This window comes from Microbispora sitophila (assembly GCF_014892245.1).
Classification (GTDB): domain Bacteria; phylum Actinomycetota; class Actinomycetes; order Streptosporangiales; family Streptosporangiaceae; genus Microbispora; species Microbispora siamensis.
In genome coordinates this window covers 178999-199561 of the sequence record NZ_JADBGC010000006.1, presented here as the reverse complement: position 1 = coordinate 199561, position 20563 = coordinate 178999, and the positions used below count along the sequence as shown (strand labels likewise).

Here is a 20563-nt window from a genome sequence, read left to right as displayed (position 1 = left end):
ACCCGTCGCCGGCGCCCGCCCGCTACAGGCCCGATTCCCTGGCCCGCATGATCGCCTCGGCCCGGTCGGCCACGCGCAGCTTCGCGAAGATGCTGGACACGTGGTTGCGCACGGTCTTCTGGCTCAGCCCGAGCCGGGCCGCGATCTGGACGTTCGTCAGATGGCCGGCGACCAGGCCCAGGATCTCCCGCTCACGCGGGGTGAGTTCGGGAAAGCGCGGCTCCGGCTTCCGGGCGAGATCGGAGAAGTAGCCCATCAGCCGTCCGGCGAGGGCGGGGCCGAAGATCGCCTCGCCCTCGGCCACGGCCCGGATCGCACGCACGAGCTCGGCCCGCCGCGCGCCCTTGAGCACGTATCCGCGCGCCCCCGCGCGCACTGCCGCGAAGACCGCGTCGTCGTCGTCCGCCATGCTGAGCACCAGGACCCGCACGTGCGGATTGTCCCTCGTGATCCGCTCGGTCGCGGCCACCCCGCCCATGCCGGGCATGGCGAGGTCCATCAGCACCACGTCGGGCTGCACGCGGGGGAGGAGGGCGAGGGCCTGCTCGCCGCTGGCCGCCTCGTCGGCGACCTCCATCTCCTCCACCGGCCGCAGGAGCGCGCGCAGCCCCGCCCGGAAGGCCGCGTGGTCGTCAACCAGCAGCACGCGGATCGGCTCCATCGGCCGCCTCCCGTCCCGTTTCCCATGCCGTGGCACCGGCCGTGTCCTGCGCGGTGCCCTGTGCCGTGTTCGAGGCCGTGTTCCGCGCCGTGTTACCGGCCGCGTTCTCTGCCGTGTGCTGCGCTGTGTTCGGCGCCGTGTGTTGCGCTGTGTTCGGCGCCGTGTGTTGCGCCGTGTTCGGCACCGGAAGGCGGGCCAGCACCCGCGTCCCGCCACCGGGCCGCGGGCCGATCTCGCAGGTGCCGCCGAGTTCGGCAGCCCGCTCGCGCATCGACGCCGTGCCGACCCCGCTCCCACCGCCGTCCGCGCGCGGCTCGCCGCCTTCGTCGGCGACCTCCACTTCGAGCACGCCGCCGCCGGTCATGCCGAGCCGTACGCGCACCCGCCCGGCCCCGGCGTGGCGGCGTGCGTTCGCCAGCGCCTCGGCCGCGATCCGGTAGGCCGCCACCTCGACGGCCGCGGGCAGCGCCGGGAGGGGTTCGCCGATCTCGACGTCGACCTCGACGCCGGGCAGCCGGGCCGCGTGTGACCTGATCGCCCCGGCCAGGCCCAGCGTGTCGAGGGCCGGTGGCCGCAGGCCCTCCACCAGCGTCCGTACGTCGGCCATCGCCGTGCGGGCGTCCGTCATGATCTCCTCGAGCATCGCCAGGGCGTCCAGGTCGCGCACCATGTCCTGCACGGCCTCCGCCCGCATGGTCAACGCGGCCAGGGTCGGCCCGAGGCCGTCGTGCAGGTCGCGCCGCAGCCGCCGCCGCTCCTCCTCGCGGGCCGCCACCAGCCGTTCACGTGAGCGCTGCAGGTCCGCCGACAGCCGTACGGCGTGCACGGCGATCCCCGTCTGCCGGGCGAGGTCGGCGAGAACCCGGCGGTCTCTCGCGCCGAGCCCGCCCTCGCCCGGGCGCGGAGACAGGACCAGGTCGCCCACCGGCTCGCCCCGGTGCACGAGCGGCAGCCGTACGGCGCCGGGGGAGGGCACGCCGTACGCGTGGGTCGGCCCTCCGGCGACCTCGACCGCGACGTGCGGCAGGCGCAGCGCCTCCGCCACCGACCGGGCTGCCGCGGCCAGCACCGCGCCCGGCTCCGCCGCCTCTTCGAGGCGCCTGCCCAGCAGGGCCAGCGCCGCGTACGGATCGTCGCGTCTGCCGTACATCACCAGGTTGACGGCGCGTTGCAGCCGCTCGCGCAGCGGCGCGAAGACGAGCGCGACCACCCCGGCGGCGGCCACCGACACCGGCAGCCCGTCCGCCGCGCGGAACACGGCGCCGAGATAGGTGACCACGAGCACGTAACCGCCGAACACGCACGCCGACAGCAGCACGTAGACGAGCGTGCGGTTGATGACGAGGTCGATGTCGAAAAGGCCGTGCCGCAGCACCGCCACCGCGGCGGCGGCCGGAAGCAGGCAGGCCGCGAACGTCCCAAGAAGCTCCCAGAACGGGCTGGTGATGGGCCAGATGGAGCGCGGGTCGCCGTCCGACAACCCCGCGGCCAGCCGCCCCGCGACGATCAGCCCGGCGAGCCCCGCGGCGTACCCGAGCCACTTGAGCTGAGCCCGTTCGCCGGCGTCGCCGCGCCCGGCTCGGTGTACGAGACCAGCCGCGCCCGTCAGGAACAGGGCACCCATGAGTCCGGTCGTCAGCGGCTCGACGAACGGGGAGACGGCGGCGAGCGCGGGCACTCCGAGGGGATTCGGCAGCGGTGTGCCCCATCCGAGCTGGTGGCTCGGGCCGGGCAGCAGGGCGCTCAGCGCGGTCGTCGCGGCGGCGACCGCGGCGAGCGCCCACAGGGCCGCGCGCCAGCCGGGCGACGACGGCCGTCCTGACGGGAAGAAGGCCGGCACGGCGGCGACCGACAGGTTGGCGGGGACCCATAGCCACGTCTGCGGCCAGGCCATCGGGGTCGCGAACGGCAGTCCGGCGAGCGCGTAATGCCCGGTCGCGTCGAGCAGCGCGAAACACAGGCCGCAGGCCGCCATCAGCCACCCGACGGCGTTGCCCGGACGTTCGGCGGCGATCAGGCCGCCGACCAGCGCGCAGGCGGTGACGAAGAGGAGATGGCTCTGGGCGAACAGCCCGGCGCCGTTGCGGTGGCCGAACACCAGGGCCGCGGCGACCAGGAGCAGGCTGAGCACGCAGACCGCCCACGCCGTACGCCGCACTGCCCGCCTCCTTCGCGCGCCTCCGGCGCGACCGCCGAGTCGGGCTCAGGCTAGCGACCGAAATGCCCAGACCGACAGGACAATGTCCCAGAGACGTCCGGGTCGTCGCGGCGCCGAAGCCTGTTCATCGTGGGACAGGGAAACTGAAAAGGCCGGCGTGACCGGCACGAGGCTCGCTTCGGCCGGCGATCTGAGGCGCTTCGCGGACGGGGAGGCGCAGGACGAACCGTGCTCCCCGTTCGCTGTCCTGGATGGTCAAGGTGCCCTGATGTGCTTCCGCGATCTCCCGCGCGATCGCCAGCCCCAACCCGGTCCCCCCTGAGTCCCGGTCGCGCGAGGCGTCCAGCCGGGTGAAGCGGTCGAAGACCGTTTCCCGGTGTTCCGGGGCGATTCCGGCGCCGTCGTCGAGGACCTCCAGCGTCGCCGTCGGCCCGTCGGCCCGCACGCTGACGGTGATCCGAGCGGTGGCGTGCCGCTCGGCGTTGTCGAGCAGGTTCACCAGGAGCCTGGTGATCCGCAGCCGGTCGCAGTCGACGAAGACGTTCTGCTGGAGATCCCTCACGATCTCCATTCGGTAGGTGCGGCGGTCGAGCTCGCCGCGGACCAGCCGGCCGAGGTCGGTCGCACTGAGGTCGAGGGGGGCGCGGGCGTCCAGCCTGGCCAGGGTCAGCAGGTCGGTCACGATCGCCTGAAGCCGGTCCACCCCGGCGAGCACCGCCGCGGTCGTCTTCGGCCAGTCGGTGTCGTGCGGATGCATGAGGGCCTCTTCGAGTTGAGCCCGCATGGCGGTCAGGGGACTGCGCAGGTCGTGGGAGGCGTCCGAGGTGAACTGCCGCAGTTGCTTGTACGCGCCTTCGAGCCGGTCCAGGGTGTCGTTCACCGTCCCGGCCAAGAGCTTGATCTCTTCCTGGTTGTTGTGCGCCACAGGGACCCGGCGGTGGAGATGGGTGGCGGTGATCTCCGCCAGTTCCGTGCGGATGGCGTCCACCGCGGTCATATCCCTTTTGACCACATGGAAAGTCCCCGCTGCCGTCATCGCGGTCGTCAGCAGGGACATGCCGATCGCGAAAGTCAGCGCCGCGGTGTTCCCGTACCAGGGGACCGTGGGCACCGCCACGTAGAGGAGCCAAGGCCCGTCCGGCTGGTAGACCTTGTACGAGAAGACGGTCATGCAGCCCTTCAGCCCGGCCGGAGGGCACAGCACCCGTTCGGCATGCACGTTCGTGCTGGTCGCGTGGAAGGTGGCCATCGGGGGCTTGCGGGCGAGTTGTGGCGTGGACGCGACGACCTGCTGCTGTGTGTCCAGGACCTGGATCGCGATGTCCTGGCCGGCCGGCAGCACAGGGGGGAGGTATCCCTGCCTGATGAGGGGCACGGTTCGGTCCCACGCCCCGGTGACCCGAGCCCGGGCCGCGTCGGCGTCCTTGCTGCCCACGACGACGAGGAAGAGCAGGCTGACCCCGGTGCACACCAGTGCCGCGACAGCGGAGTAACCAACCGTCCTGCGGACGAGAACGGATGATCGGTTCCAGTTCAACATCGGTACAGGCCAATCCGTGGGGAGCGTGGTCTGATGCCTTCACAAGGGCACCACATAGACATGAACGCTTCAATAAAACGAGCTTTTCGCTTTTCACAAGCCTGGGTAATGGCAGATGCGAGCCCGGGTCATGACAGCGGATCCGCACCCGCGATCGTCCGCACCCGGCCGGGCGCTCGGCGCACGGTGACGACGCCGCCTGTCGTCGCCCCTGTACGCGATCGAGTGCGCACTGTCCGCGGTACGGGCAGGGGTGGGGAAGCGCCTACCCTTGTAGTGCGATGACTGCGACCACACAGACTGTGACGACACAGGGCGCCGAGGGCGCGACCCGGACTTACGAGGTGCGGACCTACGGCTGCCAGATGAACGTGCACGACTCGGAGCGGCTGTCCGGGCTGCTGGAGGACGCGGGATACGTCCGCGCGGCCGAAGGGGAGACGCCGGACGTCGTCGTGTTCAACACCTGCGCCGTACGCGAGAACGCCGACAACCGGCTCTACGGCAACCTGGGCCACCTGCGGCCGATCAAGATGGCCCGCGAGGGCATGCAGATCGCGGTCGGCGGGTGCCTGGCGCAGAAGGACCAGGGTGAGATCGTCCGCCGGGCCCCCTGGGTGGACGTCGTCTTCGGCACCCACAACATCGGGTCGTTGCCGGTGCTGCTCGAGCGGGCCCGGATCGCCGAAGAGGCCCAGGTCGAGATCAAGGAGTCCCTGGAGACCTTCCCCTCCACGCTGCCGAGCCGCCGCGAGTCGGCCTACGCGGCCTGGGTGGCGATCTCGGTCGGGTGCAACAACACCTGCACGTTCTGCATCGTGCCGTCACTGCGCGGCAAGGAGAAGGACCGCCGTCCCGGCGACATCCTCAGCGAGGTGCGCACCCTGGTCGACCAGGGCGTCCTGGAGATCACCCTGCTGGGCCAGAACGTCAACACCTACGGCGTGGAGTTCGGCGACCGGCTGGCGTTCGGCAAGCTGCTGCGGGCCTGCGGAGACGTCGAGGGCCTGGAGCGGGTCCGCTTCACCTCGCCCCACCCGGCCGCCTTCACCGACGATGTGATCGCCGCCATGGCCGAGACGCCGAACGTGATGCACCAGTTGCACATGCCGCTGCAGTCCGGCTCCGACCGCATCCTCAAGGCCATGCGCCGGTCGTACCGGTCCGAGCGCTACCTGGGGATCATCGAGCGGGTCCGGGCCGCGATGCCCGACGCCGCGATCTCGACCGACATCATCGTGGGCTTCCCCGGCGAGACCGAGGAGGACTTCCAGCAGACCCTCGACGTCGTGCGGCAGTCGCGCTTCGCCAACGCGTTCACGTTCCAGTACTCCATCCGCCCCGGCACCCCTGCCGCGACCATGAACGACCAGGTGCCCAAGGCGGTCGTCCAGGAGCGGTACGAGCGCCTGGTCGCCCTCCAGGAGGAGATCTCCTGGGAGGAGAACAAGAAGCAGGTCGGGCGCACCCTGGAAGTGCTGATCGCCGAGGGCGAGGGCCGCAAGGACGACGCCACCCACCGCCTGTCCGGCCGCGCGGCCGACAACCGCCTCGTCCACCTCGCCGCCGCCGATGCCGCCGCCGACGCCCGTCCGGGTGACATGGTCACGGTCGAGGTGACCTACGCCGCGCCGCACCACCTGGTGGCCGACAAGGTCCTGTCCGTACGGCGGACCCGCGCGGGCGACGCGTGGGAGGCACGGCAGGCCGCCCCGCAGCGGGGCAGCGCGGTCAACCTGGGGATGCCCACCATCGGCCGTCCCGCTCCGCTCCCCGCGGAGCCGTCCGCCTGCTCGGCCGTCTGACGCACGAAGCCCCGAGACGGCCGGGTCACTGGGCGAGGCGGCGCAGGACCTCGTAGCAGTAGGCGCGCCGCAGGTCGTCGTCGAACCGCAGGCAGGGGTCCTGGATCCGGGTGCGCGCCGCGCCGTCCACCCCGGTGCGGGGCACGGCCGTGCTGCGCGTGCCCGAGTCCCGGGCAGCCGAGCTCGTGGTCGTGGAGTTCCGGGCCGCCGTGTCCTTGGGTGCGGTGTCCTTGGCCGCCGTGTTCGCCGCGTTCTTGGTGGCTGTGTTCTCGGCCGCCGAGTCGCCGGTCGCAGGGCCCCGTACGGCCGGCTTCGAGGTGTCCGGGGAAGCGATCCGGGCGGGTCGGGGCCCGTGCGCCCCCCTCGTCCCGGTGCGGCTCGCCGTACCGATGGAGTCGCTTCCGCCGCGCCGCGCCGACGAGACCGGTGAGGGCGGCCGGGACCCGGTGGAGGGGTTCGCCGTCCGAGCGTGGCGGCCGGACGACCGCGACGCTTCGGTCTCGTGACCGGGCAGCGCGCCGCGTCGACTCGCCGGCCGCTCTCGCTCCGGTTCCCTCTCCGGTTGCCCGCTTTCCGGGCCGTCTCGCATCGCCGTTTCTACCGTCTCCTCCCGGTGCTCCGCCGCGCGTTCCGGTTCCGTTTCCGTCCGCTCGGAGGCGGGTTGTCGCGGGGCGGTCGCGGGGGAGAAGAAGGGGCCGGCCGCGGGAAATCCCGGCGCCGGACGTGCCGGTGTGGCCGGAGCGCCCAGATCGGCGGCCACCGGCCGGGCGGCGGAGGGCACCGGGTCCCGCGCGGGCAGGACGGCCAGGACGACGCCGAGCCCGGCGATCGCGGTCACGCCGATCACGCCCGTGAGGGCGAGGACGGGATGGCCCTCGCGCCGGTGCCGTGGAGTGGGGGAGAAATCCGGCAAGGTGGTGTTCTTCCGTGCGGCGGTCGGTTGTTTCCGATTTCTCAGTCTGCCCGCCGCGTGCGAATTCCAGCGGTGGTTCCGTCAATTGCCGGGAACTCCAGATATGCCATCCCAGTGGAATTCGGTGGAATTCCCGGGATATGTATCGGAGTCACCTGTTGAGGAGTTGTTCGGTTTCGCGCCACAGCCGGGCCTGAAGTTCCGGGGTCGTCGCCGGGTGAGGCGGGCTGGATCTGCCGGGTTTTGCGGACGGTGTAGTAGCCGCCGGTGCGGCCTGCGAAGGCGGGGTCGGTGGCGAGGGTGACGATCAGGCCGGCGCCGCGGGCGGGGTCGCCGATCGACAGCCGGGTGAGGATCTTCTCAAGGGTGGCGGCGAAGCGGAGCTCGCGGCCCAGGCCGGTGGTGTTGACGGGGTCCAAGCAGTTGGCGGTGATGGTGGTGCCGGCCAGGCAGCGGGCGAGTTCGAGGGTGAACATGATGTCGAGCAGCTTGGTCTTGCCGTAGTGCTGCGCTGATCCGCGTGTGGTGAACGGGACCGTCTCGGTCAGGTCCTGCGGGAGCCGGAGGGTGCCTGCCGGCGGGAGGCCTGGGAAGCGACGTTGACGATCCTGGCGGCCGGGGCCCGGCGCAAGGCGGGCAGGAGTGCGCGGGTGAGGAGCCAGGGGGGCGAGAGAGCGCAGCGCCGCGCACTTCCACACCGACCTGCAACCGGCCGCGTTCCCCATCGCGCGCTGGCTGTACGCCTTCGGGCCCGCACGGCCCAGCGTCATCGCCGAAGCCGTCGGCATGGACCGCAGCTCCACCAGCACCCCGATCGGCAAGATGCGATCGCTCGGCCTGCTGGACAGCTCACCCGCCCCTGACGATCGGCGCAGTATCGTCGCCGGGCTCAGCGAGCAGGGCCGGCGGCGGGTCGCGGCGACCCTGGAGGAACGGGGCAAGGAGTTCTACGCCCACACCCAGGACTGGTCCGAAGACGACCTCGCCCGCCTCATCGAACTACTCGGACGTCTCACGTCCGACCGGCCCGCCTGACAGCCCCGCGCCGGAGACGGGGCGGCGGGGTGAACGCCTAGCATCGGCGGTGTGTCCGTTCGTGAACTTGTCGTCCTCGGCACTTCGAGCGCGGTGCCCACGCGTCACCGCAACCACAACGGCTACCTGCTGCGCTGGGACGGCGAGGGGTTCCTGTTCGATCCGGGGGAGGGCACGCAGCGGCAGATGCTGCACGCCGGGGTGAGCGCCCATGACGTCACCTGGATCTGCGTCACCCACTTCCACGGCGACCACTGCCTGGGGGTGCCCGGCGTGGTCCAGCGGATCGCCAGGGACAAGGTGAACCACGAGGTGCGGGCGGCCTACCCCGCGAGCGGCGAGATCTACTGGCGCAGGCTGCGCAACGCGTCGGCCTTCGCCGACACCGACGTGATCACGCCCCGCCCGGTCTCCGGCGAGGTGGTCCGCTGGCCGTCGGGCCCCGTGACGCTGACCGCGCGGCCGCTGTCGCACCCCGTGCAGTCGTACGGCTATCGCGTGGACGAGCCGGGCGGGCGCCGCATGCTGCCCGAGGAACTGGCCAGGCGGGGCGTGCGCGGTCCGATGATCGGAGAGCTCCAGCGGAACGGCTCGCTGACGATGCCGGACGGCACGACGGTCACGCTGGACGAGTGCAGCGCCCCCAGGCCGGGACAGAGCGCGGCCTTCGTGATGGACACCCGGTTGTGCGACGGAGCGTTCGCCCTCGCCGACGGCGTCGACCTGCTGGTGATCGAGTCGACGTTCCTGTCGGACGAGAGCGCGATGGCCGCGCAGTACGGGCACCTGACGGCGGCCCAGGCGGGTCAGATCGCGGCGGCCTGCGGGGTGCGGCGGCTGGTGCTCACGCACTTCTCCGAGCGGTACACGACGGCGGACGAGCCACGCTTCGTGGACGAGGTGCGCAAGTCCTACGCGGGGGACGTCGTGACCGCGCGCGACCTCATGCGCGTCCCCGTGCCGAAGCGCGGGGACTACCAGGCCCAGCGGGCGACGAAGTAGCCCACGCCGTACGGCGCGTCGTCGTACAGCAGCTCGGAGGCGGCCGGTGAGGGGGCCTCCCGCGCCGCGCCGCCGAGCACCTGGAAGGCCGCCCGGCCCGCCGCCCACAGCTCCCGCGCCTCGTCCGGGTCGAGGCCGAGCAGACGACCCGTGTCGCCCGAGGCGAGCGCGGCGGCGAGCATCTCGTCGTACGGCACGGCGTCGGGATGGATGTAACCCGGCGCCTTCTCGGTGCGCCGGGCGGAGCCGTCGCCCATGACCAGCAGCGCCACCCGCCGCGCCGATTCCGCCAGGCGGCGGCCCAGCGCCGCGCACTCGGCAGGCGGCTCGTCGAATCCGGCCGCCTCGAACCGCAGCGCGGGCAGGTCGCAGCCGGACGCGTGCGCCCGCTCCACCAGCCAGCGGCCGATCGTCAGCGACAGGGGCAGGACGGGGTCCCCCGGGCCGACCCGGACGTCGGGGCCCCACGGGCGCAGCGTTCCCGCGGCGTCCCCGGGGAACGACGCGGCGACGTCCGCGCCGCCGGCCACGGCCAGCACGTCGGGGCGGGCGTCCAGGAGCGAGCCGACCGCCGCGGCGCACGCCGCGCGCAGGTCGTCGAGCTCGGGTGCGGCGGCCCCGGCGACCTGCGGGACGAGCAGCGGAGGATGCGGGCAGACGGCAGCGGCGACCAGCACCCGATCACCCTACCCCGCCCGGTGACGCGCAGAATGGACGCATGGACAGCAGCACGGTGGCGTTCGCGACCGTACCGACCAGGCTGGGCGACGTGCTCGCCGCCGTCACCGAGGACGGGGTCGCCGCGACGCACTTCCGGGACGACCCCCTGCTCAGGGAGCGCATCGCCGATCGCCTCGGGATGGCCGTCGCCGACGACCCGGCCCGTACGGCCGCAGCCCGGGAGGAGCTGGCGGCGTACTTCCGGGGCGAGCTGAAGGAGTTCCGCGTCCCGGTGGACTGGCGGCTCATGTCGCCGCTGCAGCGGCAGGTCCTCGGCACGTTGTTCGCCACCGTCCCGTACGGCGAGGTGGTGACGTACGGGGAGCTGGCGGCGCGGAGCGGCACGGGGGTCCCGGCGCGGGCCATCGGCTCGGTCATGGGCGCCAACCCGATCCCGATCATCGTGCCGTGCCACCGGGTCGTCGCGAGCAACGGGCTCGGCGGCTTCAGCGGCGGCGAGGGAGTGGAGTCCAAGCGGTGGCTGCTCACCCTCGAAGGCCACCTGCCGCCCACCCTCGACTGGGACCTGTGACCTCCCCGCCGCTGGGACACTGGAGGGTGTGGGGCAGCTACCTGTGATCGCCGTCGTGGGCGCGACCGCGGCGGGCAAGTCCGACCTGGCCGTCGAGCTCGCGCTCCGGCTGGGCGGCGAGGTGATCAACACCGACTCCATGCAGCTCTACGAGGGCATGGACATCGGCACAGCCAAGCTGACCCAGGAGGAGCGGCGCGGGGTTCCCCACCACCTGCTGGACATCTGGCCGGTGACGCGGACCGCCAGCGTGGCCGAGTATCAGCGGCTCGTCCGCCCCCTGATCGAGGACCTGCGCGCCCGCGACCGGGTGCCCGTGCTGGCGGGCGGCTCCGGGCTCTACGTGCGCGCCGCGATCGACGACCTGGAGTTCCCGGGGACCGACCCGGACGCGCGGGCCCGGCTGGAGAAGGAGCTCGCCGAGACCGGCCCGGCGCCCCTGTACGAGCGGCTCAAGGGCCTCGACCCGGTGGCAGCGGAGAACATCCTGCCGAGCAACGGCCGCAGGATCGTCCGCGCGCTGGAGGTCATCGAGCTGTCCGGGCGGCCGTTCTCCGCCACGATGCCGTCGTACGACGCGGTCTACGAAAGCGTGCAGATCGGCGTCGAGGTGCCGCGGCCGGTCCTCGACGAGCGGATCGAGCGCCGGGTCGCCCTCATGTGGGAGGCCGGGCTGGTGGACGAGGTGCGCGCGCTCGCCGCGCGCGGCCTGGCCGAGGGCAGGACCGCCAGCCGGGCGCTCGGGTACGCGCAGGTGCTGCGCTTCCTCTCCGGGGAGTGGACCGAGGAGCAGGCCCGGGAGGAGACGGTGCGGGCCACCCGCAGGTTCGCCCGGCGGCAGGAGTCGTGGTTCCGCCGCGACCCTCGCGTGGTGTGGCTGCCGTTCGACGCGCCCGACCTGGCCGACCGCGCGATCGCTGTGATCACCGGCGCCTCCTAGACTTCTGCCATGCGGTTTGTGAAGGGCCACGGCACCGAGAACGACTTCGTCATCCTGCCGGACGCCGACGCCACGCTGGATCTGTCCGCGGCGGACGTCGTCGCGCTCTGCGACCGGCGCGCGGGCATCGGCGCCGACGGGGTGCTGCGCGTCGTGCGAACCAAGCTCTGCCCCGAGGTGGCCGGGCAGGCCGGCGAGGCCGAGTGGTTCATGGACTACCGCAACGCGGACGGCGGCATTCCGGAGATGTGCGGCAACGGCGTCCGGGTCTTCGCCCGCTACCTCGTGGACGCGGGCCTCGCGGCGCCCGGCGAGTTCGCCGTCGCCACCCGCGGAGGACTCAAGCGCGTACGGCTCGGCGCGACGGGCGACGTGACCGTGGACATGGGCAGGCCGCGGGTGCTGGGGGAGAGCCGCGCGGTCGTCGACGGGCGCGAGTGCCGCGGCGTGAACGTGAACATGGGCAACCCCCACCTGGCGTGCGTCGTGGAGGAGCCGGTGGCCGGGTTCGACCTCGGCCGCGAGCCGGACTTCGACCGCGCGGACTACCCCGAGGGCGTCAATGTCGAGATCTTCAACGCCGTGGGCGACCACAAGGTGACCATGCGGGTGCACGAGCGGGGCTCCGGCGAGACGCGCTCGTGCGGCACCGGGGCCGTCGCGACGGCCGTCGCCGCCGCCCACGCCGCCGGGGAGACCACCGGCACCTGGGAGGTCCGGGTCCTCGGCGGCACGGTCACCGTCACGCTGGAGGAGGACACGAGCTACCTGGCCGGGCCCGCCGTCCTCGTCGCCTCGGGGGAGTGGCCCGCCGTCCTCTGATCGTTTCGGAGACTTGCAGAACCTTATTCTGATCCGCCACCCTGGGTCTGGAGAGTAGACCTAGGAGGGCGCATGGACCCGCGTGACGCGGTGGTGGAGACGAAGGCGGCCATCGGGGCCCTCGGCGGGGGCTTCATGATCTCCCGGGAGGTCAAGGCGCTGTGCGAGCGCCACGGCCTCGGTCCGCGGGAGATGTACTTCCGGGGCAGGTGCGGCGTCCTCGGCGAGGTGGACGCCGACGTCGTGCTCGCGGCGGTCGTCTTCTTCCCGGCCGGGCACGTCCGCGAGTCGTGGGAGGGCGGGCGCAAGCTCCCGGCCGAGGAGGCCGCGGCGCTCTACGCCGGCGCCTGCCACGACTGGGGACGGCGCAGGCTCGCCGGGCTCGGGAACGCCGACCGGCTGGCGGAGTTGCTCGCCGCCGTCGCCGACGGCGCGGACCCGTTCTGCGCGCCGCTGTTCGCCGGATGGCGGGCCTTGCCGCGGCCCGGCGGCGGACCCGCCCTGGCGGCCCACCTGCTCCACGTCGTACGGGAACTGCGCGGCGCCCGGCACGCGACGGCCGTGGTGGCGCACGGCCTCGACCCGCTGCAGGCCACCCTCGTGGGCGCGGACGACACCGGGACCCCGGTCCCGTACGACCGCACCTCCGACGTCGCCCGTTTCCTCGCCTGGCCCGAGCCCTACCCGGAGCCGTCGGCGGAGGCGGCGCGGCGCAGGGCCGAGGCGGAGGAACTGACCGACGACCTCGTCGCCCGCGCGTACGCGGCGCTCGGCCCGGCGGAGCTCGCCGAACTCTGCACTCTGCTCAAGGAGGCGTCCCAGGCGGCCCGGGCGCGCTGACGCGCCGGTGAGCCGAAGGCCGCGTTCGTTTGGGTCATGGTCGGCGACCTGGCAGACTGACTGCTCATGGACGTGGACATCTGGGCCTGGGTCGGTGGCACCCAGCGCGAACTGCACGAGGCGGGCAACACGGGGCTGGCCATGGCGCTGGGTGACGTGCCCGCGCAGGCGCTGGAGGGCCGTTTCGCCCAGCTCGACGTCGTGGCGCCGGCGATCGCGCAGCACGCCGAGACGCTGGAGAAGCCGTGGCTGGAGTTCTTCGCGCGCTACTGGCACCTGCTGGGGCGGGTGGGCGACCGCGCGATCGGCGCGGCCGCGCTCGACGACGCCGTCGCGCTGGCGGACTTCGCCGAGCGTGACGACGTCCGCGACTGTCCCGCCGCCCCCGGCGCCGTGGAGGTCCTGGCGATGGCCCAGGCCAACACCGACGGCCCCGGCTACGCCGAGACCCGGCTGGCCGCCCTCGGCGCGGCCCTCGACGGCGTCGGCCCGGACTCCCTCGCCTTCTCCGGCCTGGCCACGCAGTACGTCGCGGCCCTGATCGACGCGGGCCAGGCGGCCGAGGCCGTCGCGTACGCCGAGGCGGCGGTCGAGCGCCTGCGCGGCGAGGGACGCGAGGCGAGCTGGGAGCTGGGCGCCGCCTCCGCGCGGGCCCTGCTCGCCGCCGGACGCCCGGACGACGCCCTGGCCGCGCTCGACGCCTCGACCGGCTTCAAGCCGGACGACCCGGTCGCGAAGGGCCGCCGCGAGGCCCTGCTCAGGTCGCAGGTGCTGGCCACGCTCGGCCGTCTGGAGGAGGCCGTCGACGCGCTGCCCGACCTCGACGTGGTGGGCGACCACGCGCGTGAATGGGTGGAGTGGGCGCGCACCGTCCGCATGCTCACCGCGGGCGGCTCGATCGCCAACACCTGGCAGCTCGGCCGCATCCTGCGCCAGTGGATCGCCTACTTCGAGAGTGTGGGCGGCCACCGCGCCAGGTTCGAGCTCGCACTGACGGCCGGGCACCTGGCCGTCGCCCGGCAGGGCCTGTGGCAGGCCCGCCTGCTGGCCGACTACGCCGAGGCCGTGATCGCCGACCTCCGCGTCAGCGAGGGACTGGCCGAGCGGGTGGCCGAGCTGCGCGCCGCGGCCGACGCCGCCAAGGAGCTGCCGTTGCCCGGCCCCCGCGACGAGCTGGTGGCCTACTTCGACGCCGCCGACGGCCGCACGGCCGACCCCGAGCGGTGGGTGGGCTGGCTGTGGCCGCTGTCCGGCACCGATCTCGAGGCCACCCGGCGCCACACCACGACGCTCGGGTTCCTCGGCTACGCCCCGGTGGGCGCCGACATCTACTGGAAGACGATCGTCGAGGACGGCGACCCCGCCGCCGCCGGCGACGAGGACATCTCCTATCTCACCGGCCTGCTCATCGAGGCCCGGCAGGACGAGCGGGTGGAGACCCTGGCGGGCCGGCTGCCGGAAACCCGTTCGCACCTCGCGCTCGCACGGCTCCACCGCGCGCGTGAGCGCTGGGAGGAGACGGCGGCCGAGGCCGAGCAGGCGGTCGCCCACGAGGGCGGGCTGGAGGCGCGCCGCCTGTGGTCGGGCGCCCTCCAGCAGCTCGGTGACAACGCCAAGGCGGCCGAGATCCTCAAGCCGCTGCTCGACTCCGAAGAGGGCGAGGAGGAGGACGTCTGGCGGCTCATCGTCCTGTCCACCGCGGTGGAGGACTGGGCGACCGTGCGCGCCGCGGGCACCAAGCTCGGCATGCCGATCGAGCCGGGGGAGGGCCCGATCGAGGAGGAGTGGCACCTGGTCCGGGTGATCCTCCCCGCCCCCGACGGCAGCCAGCGGGAGGTGCTCGCCGTACGGACCGGCCCGGCCACCGCGCGCCTGGCGATCCCGCAGCCGCGCGGCATGGAGTACAACGCGGGCGACGTCGTCGTGATCGACCCCCGGCCGCTGGAGCCGATCCCGGAGAACGAGCAGGAGCGGGAGAGCTTCGTCATCCCGTTCGCCGGGGTGACGATGCTGCGCCCGGGCGGTTACACGAGCTGGTTCTTCGACGGCGCGGCGCCGTCGGAGGACGAGTGGGCCGAGTTCAACGAGGTCCTCGCCGAGCGCGGCTGGCCGATGTGGGTCTACAGCGACGAGAACTACCGCGTCACCCACCCGGCCACCGGTGAGCAGCTTCCCGGCGTGTTCGGCTGGATCGCGATCCCGCCCACCGTGCGGCCGGCGGAGCTGGACGCCGTTCTCGACGACGTCACCGAGCAGTGGTCCCACCCGCTGGCGTGGCTCGACCTCGCCCGCGAGGTCGGCATCGAGGCCGAGCGGCACGAGCGGATCTCCAAGGAGTACGGCCTCTGATCCGCCCGCCCGTCGCCCTGGCGAAACCTTCCTCTAGAGTCGGGTTCGATTCTTGAGTGAGGAGGCGGCGTGATCCTGGACCGGTTCCGTCTTGACGGCAAGGTGGCCATCGTGACGGGGGCCTCGTCGGGGCTCGGCGTCGCCTTCGCCAGGGGGCTGGCGGAGGCGGGCGCCGACGTGGCGATCGGGGCCCGCCGTCCCGAGGGCCTGGAGCGGACCCGGCGGCTGGTCGAGGAGACCGGCCGCCGCTGCCTCGCGGTCCCGACCGACGTGTCGGTCCCCGAGGAGTGCCAGGCCCTCGTCGACGCGGCCATGGGCGAGTTCGGCCACGTCGACGTGCTGGTCAACAACGCGGGCGTCGGCACGGCCGTGCCCGCCCTGCGGGAGACGCCCGGCGAGTTCCGCCGCGTGCTCGACGTCAATCTGAACGGCACCTACTGGATGGCGCAGGCCTGCGCCCGGGTCATGCGGCCGGGGTCGTCGATCGTCAACATCGGCAGCGTGCTCGGCGAGACCACGGCCGGGCTGCCGCAGGCGGCCTACAGCGCGTCGAAGGCCGCAGTCGTCGGGCTCACCCGCGACCTCGCCCAGCAGTGGACCTCGCGCCGGGGCATCCGGGTCAACTGCCTGGAGCCGGGCTTCTTCGACTCCGAGATGACGGCGCAGTATCCCGACGGCTACCTCGACCGCATGCGGGAGCAGCGGGTCCTGATGAAGCGCTCGGGCGACCCGGAGGAACTCGTCGCCGCCGCCGTCTTCCTCGCCTCCGACGCCGGTTCGTACGTCACCGGGGCGGTGCTCCCGGTCGACGGAGGCATTCTCGCCACCTGATCCCGGCCCTCCCGGCGCCGCCTCGCCTCTCCGGGGGTCGTTCCTCACGCCTCGCCGCCGCGCCCTCACTGCCCCGGTGGGCCCTAAGGGGAAAAGATCACCGGACGATCACGATATGAAGATTATGTGACATATCCCACCATCTGAGGGCGGCGGAGCTCTAGCGTCGGACCTGTTGTCAAAACAGGATGCGTGTTGCGCATAGCGCAACGCCTGTGTATGTGCCCTGAGGAGTCGTTGGCCCCCCGCTCTTCGTTCACGGCGTGCGAGCGGCAGCCTCGCGCCGTGCTTTGGCGTTTCCGGGCGTCCACGCCGCCTCGCGGGCGAGCGCCAAGTGAGGGGAATCAGAGTGGGCACAGCCGCGATCGACGTTCGCGGGCTCTGGAAGATCTTCGGTCCCAAGGCCGACCGGATCATCGGCAGCCCCGACGCCGACCTCGAGCCCGCGCAACTGCGGGCGAAGACGGGGTGCACCGCCGCCGTCAGGGACGTCAGCTTCGAGGTACGGCCCGGCGAGGTCTTCGTCGTCATGGGCCTGTCGGGCAGCGGCAAGTCGACGCTGGTGCGGTGTCTCACCCGGCTGATCGAGCCGACGGCGGGCGAACTGCGCATCGACGGTCAGGACGTGCGCGCGATGTCGGCCAAGCAACTGCGGGAGCTTCGCCGCCACCGGGTGAGCATGGTCTTCCAGCACTTCGGGCTGCTGCCGCACCGCAAGGTCGTGGACAACGTCGGCTACGGCCTGGAGATCCAGGGCGTCGGGAAGGCCGAGCGGCACGAGAAGGCCCGGAGCATCCTGTCGCTGGTCGGGCTGGAGGGCCACGAGGACTCCTATCCCGAGCAGTTGTCGGGCGGCATGCAGCAGCGGGTCGGGCTGGCCCGAGCCCTCGCCGTCGACCCCGAGGTGCTGCTGTTCGACGAGCCGTTCAGCGCGCTCGACCCGCTGATCCGCCGCGACATGCAGGCCGAGGTCATCCGGCTGCACCGCGAGGTCGGCAAGACCATGGTCTTCATCACCCACGACCTGTCCGAGGCGCTCAAGCTCGGCGAGCGCATCGCGATCATGCGGGCGGGCGCGATCGTGCAGGTGGGCACCCCCGAGGAACTGGTCGGGGCGCCCGCCGACGACTACGTGGCCGACTTCGTGCGGGACGTTCCCAGGGCGCAGGTGCTGTCGCTGCGCTGGATCTCCCGCGCTCCCGAGCCGGACGAGCCGCTCGACGGTCCCGAACTCCCCGCCGACACCGTGATCCACGACGCGGTCCCGGCCGCGATGGCCTCCGACCGGCCCATCCGGGTCGTCGCGGGCGGCGAACTGGTCGGCGTGGTCAGCCGCGTCGATCTCCTCGGCGCGGTGCGGCCCGAGCCCGGGCCCGTGGTCGTCGCCGGCGCGCCCGGGGAGGCGTAGATGGTGAGCGGGCCTGTTCAGGTGGCGCCGCCCGTTCAGACCCCGGGGCCGGCCCGGCGCCTGCCGCGATGGGTCGCGCCGGTCGCCGGAGTGGTCGCGGGGGTGGCCCTCTACGTGGCCTTCAGCGGCAAGGCCGTGCTGCCGCACGACGACGACGCCACCCTGTTCCACTGGCTCAACGACGCCCGCGACTGGGTGGACGCCAACCGCAACAGCAACCCCATCTTCCTGTACGTCGTCAACTACCTCCGCCTGGGCGCGGCGGAGGTCTTCGCGCTGATCCAGGGCGCCCTGGTCGCGCTGGGGTGGCCCGGGCTCGTCGGATTGGCCGCCGGTCTCGGCTGGCTCGCGGGTGGCTGGCGGATCGGGCTCGTGTCGCTCGCGGGCTTCGCCGGCCTCGGCGTGCTCGGGTTCTGGGAGGCGAGCGTCGAAACGCTCGCGCTGACGTTGTCCGCGGTGGTCCTGTCGCTGCTGTTCGGTATCCCGCTGGGGATCTGGGCCGGCCGCTCGCCCCGCGTCCGGCGGATCGTGACGCCGGTGCTCGACGTCATGCAGATCATGCCGACGTTCTCGTACCTGTCGCCGATGGTGCTGCTGTTCCTCATCGGGCCGGCGTCGTCGACGATCGCGACGACGATCTACGCGATGCCGCCCGCCGTCAGGATCACCGCGCTGGCCATCGAGCGGGTCTCCGGTGTGACGGTGGAGGCGTCCGAGTCGTTGGGCGCCACCCGTTGGCAGACGCTGCGCAAGGTCCGCCTGCCGCTGGCGCTGAACACGATCATGCTGGGCGTCAACCAGACGATCGCCGCGGCTCTGTCGATGGTGCCGTTGACGGCGCTGATCGCGGCGCCGGGCCTCGGCGAGGACCTGATCCGGGCGCTCGCCCGGGTCAACGTGGGCGCCGCGCTGGTGCCCGGCGTCGCGATCGTGCTGATCGCCATCGTGCTCGACCGCGTGACGCGGGCGGCGGCGCAGCGGCGCGAGGGCGGGACCCGGGCGAGGGCCATCCGCTGGGGCGGCTTCGCCCTCCTCACGGCCGCCGGGCTCGCCCTGACCCCCGTGCTGGCGCAGGAGTTCCCCGAGCAGTGGCAGGTGCAGATCATCCGGCCGATCAACGACGTGGCCGACTGGATCGAGGCGCACTGGTACACCTTCACCGGCTTCCTCAACGACACCGTCGCGTACGGCCTGCTCAACCCGCTGCAGGACGTGCTGACCAGCGCTCCCTGGTGGCTGGTCACGGCGGCGGTGCTGGTGTTCGCCTGGCGGGTGAGCGGAATGGTGGCCGGTCTGGTCGCCGCCGCCTGCCTCCTGGGCGTCGCCGCGCTCGGCCTGTGGGAGCACGGCATGCAGACGCTGACGATGGTGCTGGTCGGTGCGGTGATCACGATCGCCGCCGGGCTCGCGCTCGGCGTGGCGGCGGCCGGGTCCCGGTGGTTCTCCGCCGTGCTGCGGCCGCTCCTGGACGCCGCGCAGACGATGCCGTCGTTCTCCTATCTGCTGCCCGCCGTGGCCCTGTTCGGCAACGGCCGCTTCACCGCGATCATGGCCGCGTTCATCTACGCGGTGCCGGTGGTCGCGCGGGTGGTCGAGGACGGCCTGCGGGCCGTCCCCGGCACCGTCATGGAGGCGGCGAGGTCGGCGGGCTCCACCGACCGGCAGATGCTGTGGAAGGTGCAGCTTCCGATGGCCCGCGGCTCGCTGCTCCTGGCGGCGAACCAGGGCATCGTCATGACGCTGGCGATGGTGGTGATCGGCGCGCTGGTCGGCGCGGGGGCCCTCGGATACGACGTCGTGGCCGGGTTCGCGCAGCAGGAGGACTACGGCAAGGGCCTCGCCGCCGGCGTCGCCCTTGTCCTCCTCGGAGTCATGCTCGACCGGATCACGCAAGGCGCCAACGGGCGCCGCTCTCCCGACAAGAAGAGGAACGCATGAAGAAGTTACGCCTGATCGCAGGAGTTCTCGTTCTCGGGCTCAGCGCGGCCGCCTGCGGAGGGGCCAAGGTCGAGGACGACTCCGCGGCTGCGCCGAGCGCGGGCGCGTCCGCGGCGGGCACGGTCAAGATGGCGATCAACGGCTGGGTGGGCTACGAGGCCAGCGCCGCCGTCGTGTCCTACCTCTTGCAGCACGAGCTCGGCTACAGGGTCGAGAAGGTGACGCTCGCCGAGGAGCCGTCCTGGCAGGGCATGGAGTCGGGCGCCGTCGACGTCGTCATCGAGAACTGGGGCCACAAGGACCTCAAGAAGAAGTACATCGAGGAGAAGAACGTCGCCGTCGAGGCGGGCAGCACCGGCAACAAGGGCGTCATCGGCTGGTACGTGCCCGAGTGGATGGTGCAGAAGTACCCCGACATCACCGACTACAAGAACCTGAACAAGTACGCCGACCTGTTCAAGACCTCCGAGTCGGACGGCAAGGGCCAGCTTCTCGACGGCGATCCGTCCTTCGTCACCCACGACGAGGCGCTGGTCAGGAACCTCAAGCTCGACTACAAGGTGGTGTACGCGGGCAGCGAGGCCGCGCTGATCAAGGCCGCCAAGCAGGCGAGCGAGCAGAAGAAGCCGCTGCTCATGTACTTCTACGAGCCGCAGTGGCTCTTCACCCAGGTCAAGCTGGTGAAGGTCAACCTCCCGGTGTGGGAGGAGGGCTGCGACAGCGACCCCAAGAAGGTCGCCTGCGACTACCCGCCGTACGACCTCGACAAGATCGTGAGCAAGAAGTTCGCCGACACCGGCGGCAAGGCGTACGAGCTGGTCAAGAACTTCCAGTGGACGAACGACGATCAGAACGCGGTCGCCGACGACATCACCAACAACGGCATGTCGGCCGAGGACGCCGCCAAGAAGTGGGTGGAGGCCAACACGGCCAAGTGGCAGGCCTGGATGCCCAGGTGATGTGAGCCTCACGACTCCGCCCGCCCGTCCGGGCGCGGGCACCGCCGGGGGCGGGGAGCGCCCCTGCAGGCGGGCCCCCCCCCCCCCGGCGTATCAAACACCCGGAAGGC

The 20563-nt window shown here is 72.5% G+C and carries 18 protein-coding genes; 12 read left to right on the top strand and 6 right to left on the bottom strand.

What is annotated here, in order from left to right:
* Positions 1-22: 22 nt before the first annotated feature.
* From IL992_RS13045 to IL992_RS13035, 3 genes are all read right to left on the bottom strand, one after another.
* The gene (locus IL992_RS13045) at positions 23-661 is read right to left on the bottom strand and encodes a response regulator transcription factor (RefSeq protein ID WP_193203601.1); all 639 of its coding nucleotides are present in this window, start codon (positions 659-661) and stop codon (positions 23-25) included.
* On the bottom strand, positions 633-2819 hold the full coding sequence (locus IL992_RS48320; RefSeq protein WP_193203600.1) for a sensor histidine kinase: 2187 nt from the start codon (positions 2817-2819) through the stop codon (positions 633-635). The genes IL992_RS13045 and IL992_RS48320 overlap by 29 nt, the downstream gene beginning before the upstream one ends.
* 124 nt (positions 2820-2943) lie before the next feature.
* Positions 2944-4359 (bottom strand): sensor histidine kinase, encoded by a 1416-nt coding sequence (locus tag IL992_RS13035; RefSeq protein WP_193203599.1) that lies wholly within the window; start codon positions 4357-4359, stop codon positions 2944-2946.
* Positions 4360-4640: 281 nt separating this feature from the next.
* Here IL992_RS13035 and miaB point away from each other — a divergent pair, with 281 nt between their 5' ends.
* The gene (gene miaB / locus IL992_RS13030) at positions 4641-6164 is read left to right on the top strand and encodes a tRNA (N6-isopentenyl adenosine(37)-C2)-methylthiotransferase MiaB (protein ID WP_193203598.1); all 1524 of its coding nucleotides are present in this window, start codon (positions 4641-4643) and stop codon (positions 6162-6164) included.
* A 25-nt stretch (positions 6165-6189) separates the two neighbouring features.
* On the opposite strand, the gene IL992_RS13025 is transcribed toward miaB, so the two are convergent.
* Positions 6190-7077 (bottom strand): hypothetical protein, encoded by an 888-nt coding sequence (locus tag IL992_RS13025; RefSeq protein WP_193203597.1) that lies wholly within the window; start codon positions 7075-7077, stop codon positions 6190-6192.
* Between the two features lie 41 nt (positions 7078-7118).
* Complete coding sequence (locus IL992_RS13020) at positions 7119-7865, bottom strand: Rossmann-fold NAD(P)-binding domain-containing protein (RefSeq protein WP_226872854.1); 747 nt, start codon at positions 7863-7865, stop codon at positions 7119-7121.
* On the opposite strand from IL992_RS13020, the gene IL992_RS13015 reads away from it, so the two are divergent.
* Positions 7780-8112, top strand: coding sequence for a MarR family winged helix-turn-helix transcriptional regulator (locus tag IL992_RS13015; protein WP_193203791.1), 333 nt, complete (start codon positions 7780-7782; stop codon positions 8110-8112). The genes IL992_RS13020 and IL992_RS13015 overlap by 86 nt on opposite strands.
* 51 nt (positions 8113-8163) lie before the next feature.
* Positions 8164-9114 (top strand): ribonuclease Z, encoded by a 951-nt coding sequence (locus IL992_RS13010; protein ID WP_193203596.1) that lies wholly within the window; start codon positions 8164-8166, stop codon positions 9112-9114.
* On the opposite strand, the gene IL992_RS13005 is transcribed toward IL992_RS13010, so the two are convergent.
* Positions 9087-9791: a class III extradiol dioxygenase subunit B-like domain-containing protein gene (locus IL992_RS13005; protein WP_193203595.1), complete on the bottom strand. Its 705-nt coding sequence runs from the start codon at positions 9789-9791 to the stop codon at positions 9087-9089. The genes IL992_RS13010 and IL992_RS13005 overlap by 28 nt on opposite strands.
* 41 nt (positions 9792-9832) lie before the next feature.
* Between IL992_RS13005 and IL992_RS13000 the strand changes: the two genes are divergently transcribed.
* From IL992_RS13000 to IL992_RS12960, 9 genes are all read left to right on the top strand, one after another.
* The gene (locus IL992_RS13000) at positions 9833-10366 is read left to right on the top strand and encodes a methylated-DNA--[protein]-cysteine S-methyltransferase (protein WP_193203594.1); all 534 of its coding nucleotides are present in this window, start codon (positions 9833-9835) and stop codon (positions 10364-10366) included.
* Between the two features lie 28 nt (positions 10367-10394).
* Positions 10395-11306 (top strand): tRNA (adenosine(37)-N6)-dimethylallyltransferase MiaA, encoded by a 912-nt coding sequence (gene miaA / locus IL992_RS12995; RefSeq protein ID WP_193203593.1) that lies wholly within the window; start codon positions 10395-10397, stop codon positions 11304-11306.
* A gap of 9 nt (positions 11307-11315) precedes the next feature.
* Positions 11316-12128 (top strand): diaminopimelate epimerase, encoded by an 813-nt coding sequence (gene dapF, locus IL992_RS12990; protein ID WP_193203592.1) that lies wholly within the window; start codon positions 11316-11318, stop codon positions 12126-12128.
* 72 nt (positions 12129-12200) lie between these two features.
* On the top strand, positions 12201-12968 hold the full coding sequence (locus tag IL992_RS12985; RefSeq protein ID WP_193203591.1) for an SCO6745 family protein: 768 nt from the start codon (positions 12201-12203) through the stop codon (positions 12966-12968).
* Positions 12969-13034: 66 nt separating this feature from the next.
* A complete protein-coding gene (locus IL992_RS12980) occupies positions 13035-15317 on the top strand; it encodes a tetratricopeptide repeat protein (protein ID WP_193203590.1) in 2283 nt (760 codons plus the stop codon).
* 69 nt (positions 15318-15386) lie between these two features.
* The gene (locus tag IL992_RS12975; RefSeq protein WP_319018523.1) at positions 15387-16148 is read left to right on the top strand and encodes an SDR family NAD(P)-dependent oxidoreductase; all 762 of its coding nucleotides are present in this window, start codon (positions 15387-15389) and stop codon (positions 16146-16148) included.
* A gap of 349 nt (positions 16149-16497) precedes the next feature.
* Positions 16498-17556, top strand: coding sequence for a quaternary amine ABC transporter ATP-binding protein (locus IL992_RS12970; RefSeq protein WP_319018522.1), 1059 nt, complete (start codon positions 16498-16500; stop codon positions 17554-17556).
* Complete coding sequence (locus IL992_RS12965) at positions 17557-19494, top strand: ABC transporter permease (protein WP_193203589.1); 1938 nt, start codon at positions 17557-17559, stop codon at positions 19492-19494.
* Positions 19491-20453 carry an ABC transporter substrate-binding protein gene (locus IL992_RS12960; RefSeq protein WP_193203588.1) on the top strand — a complete coding sequence of 321 codons (963 nt, stop codon included), beginning with the start codon at positions 19491-19493 and terminating at the stop codon, positions 20451-20453. Before IL992_RS12965 ends, IL992_RS12960 begins: the two co-directional genes overlap by 4 nt.
* Positions 20454-20563: the final 110 nt, after the last annotated feature.

Excerpts from the sequence above, each read along its gene's own strand:
- IL992_RS12980 (WP_193203590.1), top strand. The coding sequence starts at position 13,035 with ATGGACGTGGACATCTGGGCCTGGGTCGGTGGCACCCAGCGCGAACTG.
- IL992_RS12960 (WP_193203588.1), top strand. The coding sequence starts at position 19,491 with ATGAAGAAGTTACGCCTGATCGCAGGAGTTCTCGTTCTCGGGCTCAGC.
- dapF (WP_193203592.1), top strand. The coding sequence starts at position 11,316 with ATGCGGTTTGTGAAGGGCCACGGCACCGAGAACGACTTCGTCATCCTG.
- IL992_RS13035 (WP_193203599.1), bottom strand. The coding sequence starts at position 4,359 with ATGTTGAACTGGAACCGATCATCCGTTCTCGTCCGCAGGACGGTTGGT.
- IL992_RS12965 (WP_193203589.1), top strand. The coding sequence starts at position 17,557 with ATGGTGAGCGGGCCTGTTCAGGTGGCGCCGCCCGTTCAGACCCCGGGG.
- miaB (WP_193203598.1), top strand. The coding sequence starts at position 4,641 with ATGACTGCGACCACACAGACTGTGACGACACAGGGCGCCGAGGGCGCG.
- IL992_RS13045 (WP_193203601.1), bottom strand. The coding sequence starts at position 661 with ATGGAGCCGATCCGCGTGCTGCTGGTTGACGACCACGCGGCCTTCCGG.
- IL992_RS13020 (WP_226872854.1), bottom strand. The coding sequence starts at position 7,865 with ATGCCGACGGCTTCGGCGATGACGCTGGGCCGTGCGGGCCCGAAGGCG.
- IL992_RS13000 (WP_193203594.1), top strand. The coding sequence starts at position 9,833 with ATGGACAGCAGCACGGTGGCGTTCGCGACCGTACCGACCAGGCTGGGC.
- IL992_RS12985 (WP_193203591.1), top strand. The coding sequence starts at position 12,201 with ATGGACCCGCGTGACGCGGTGGTGGAGACGAAGGCGGCCATCGGGGCC.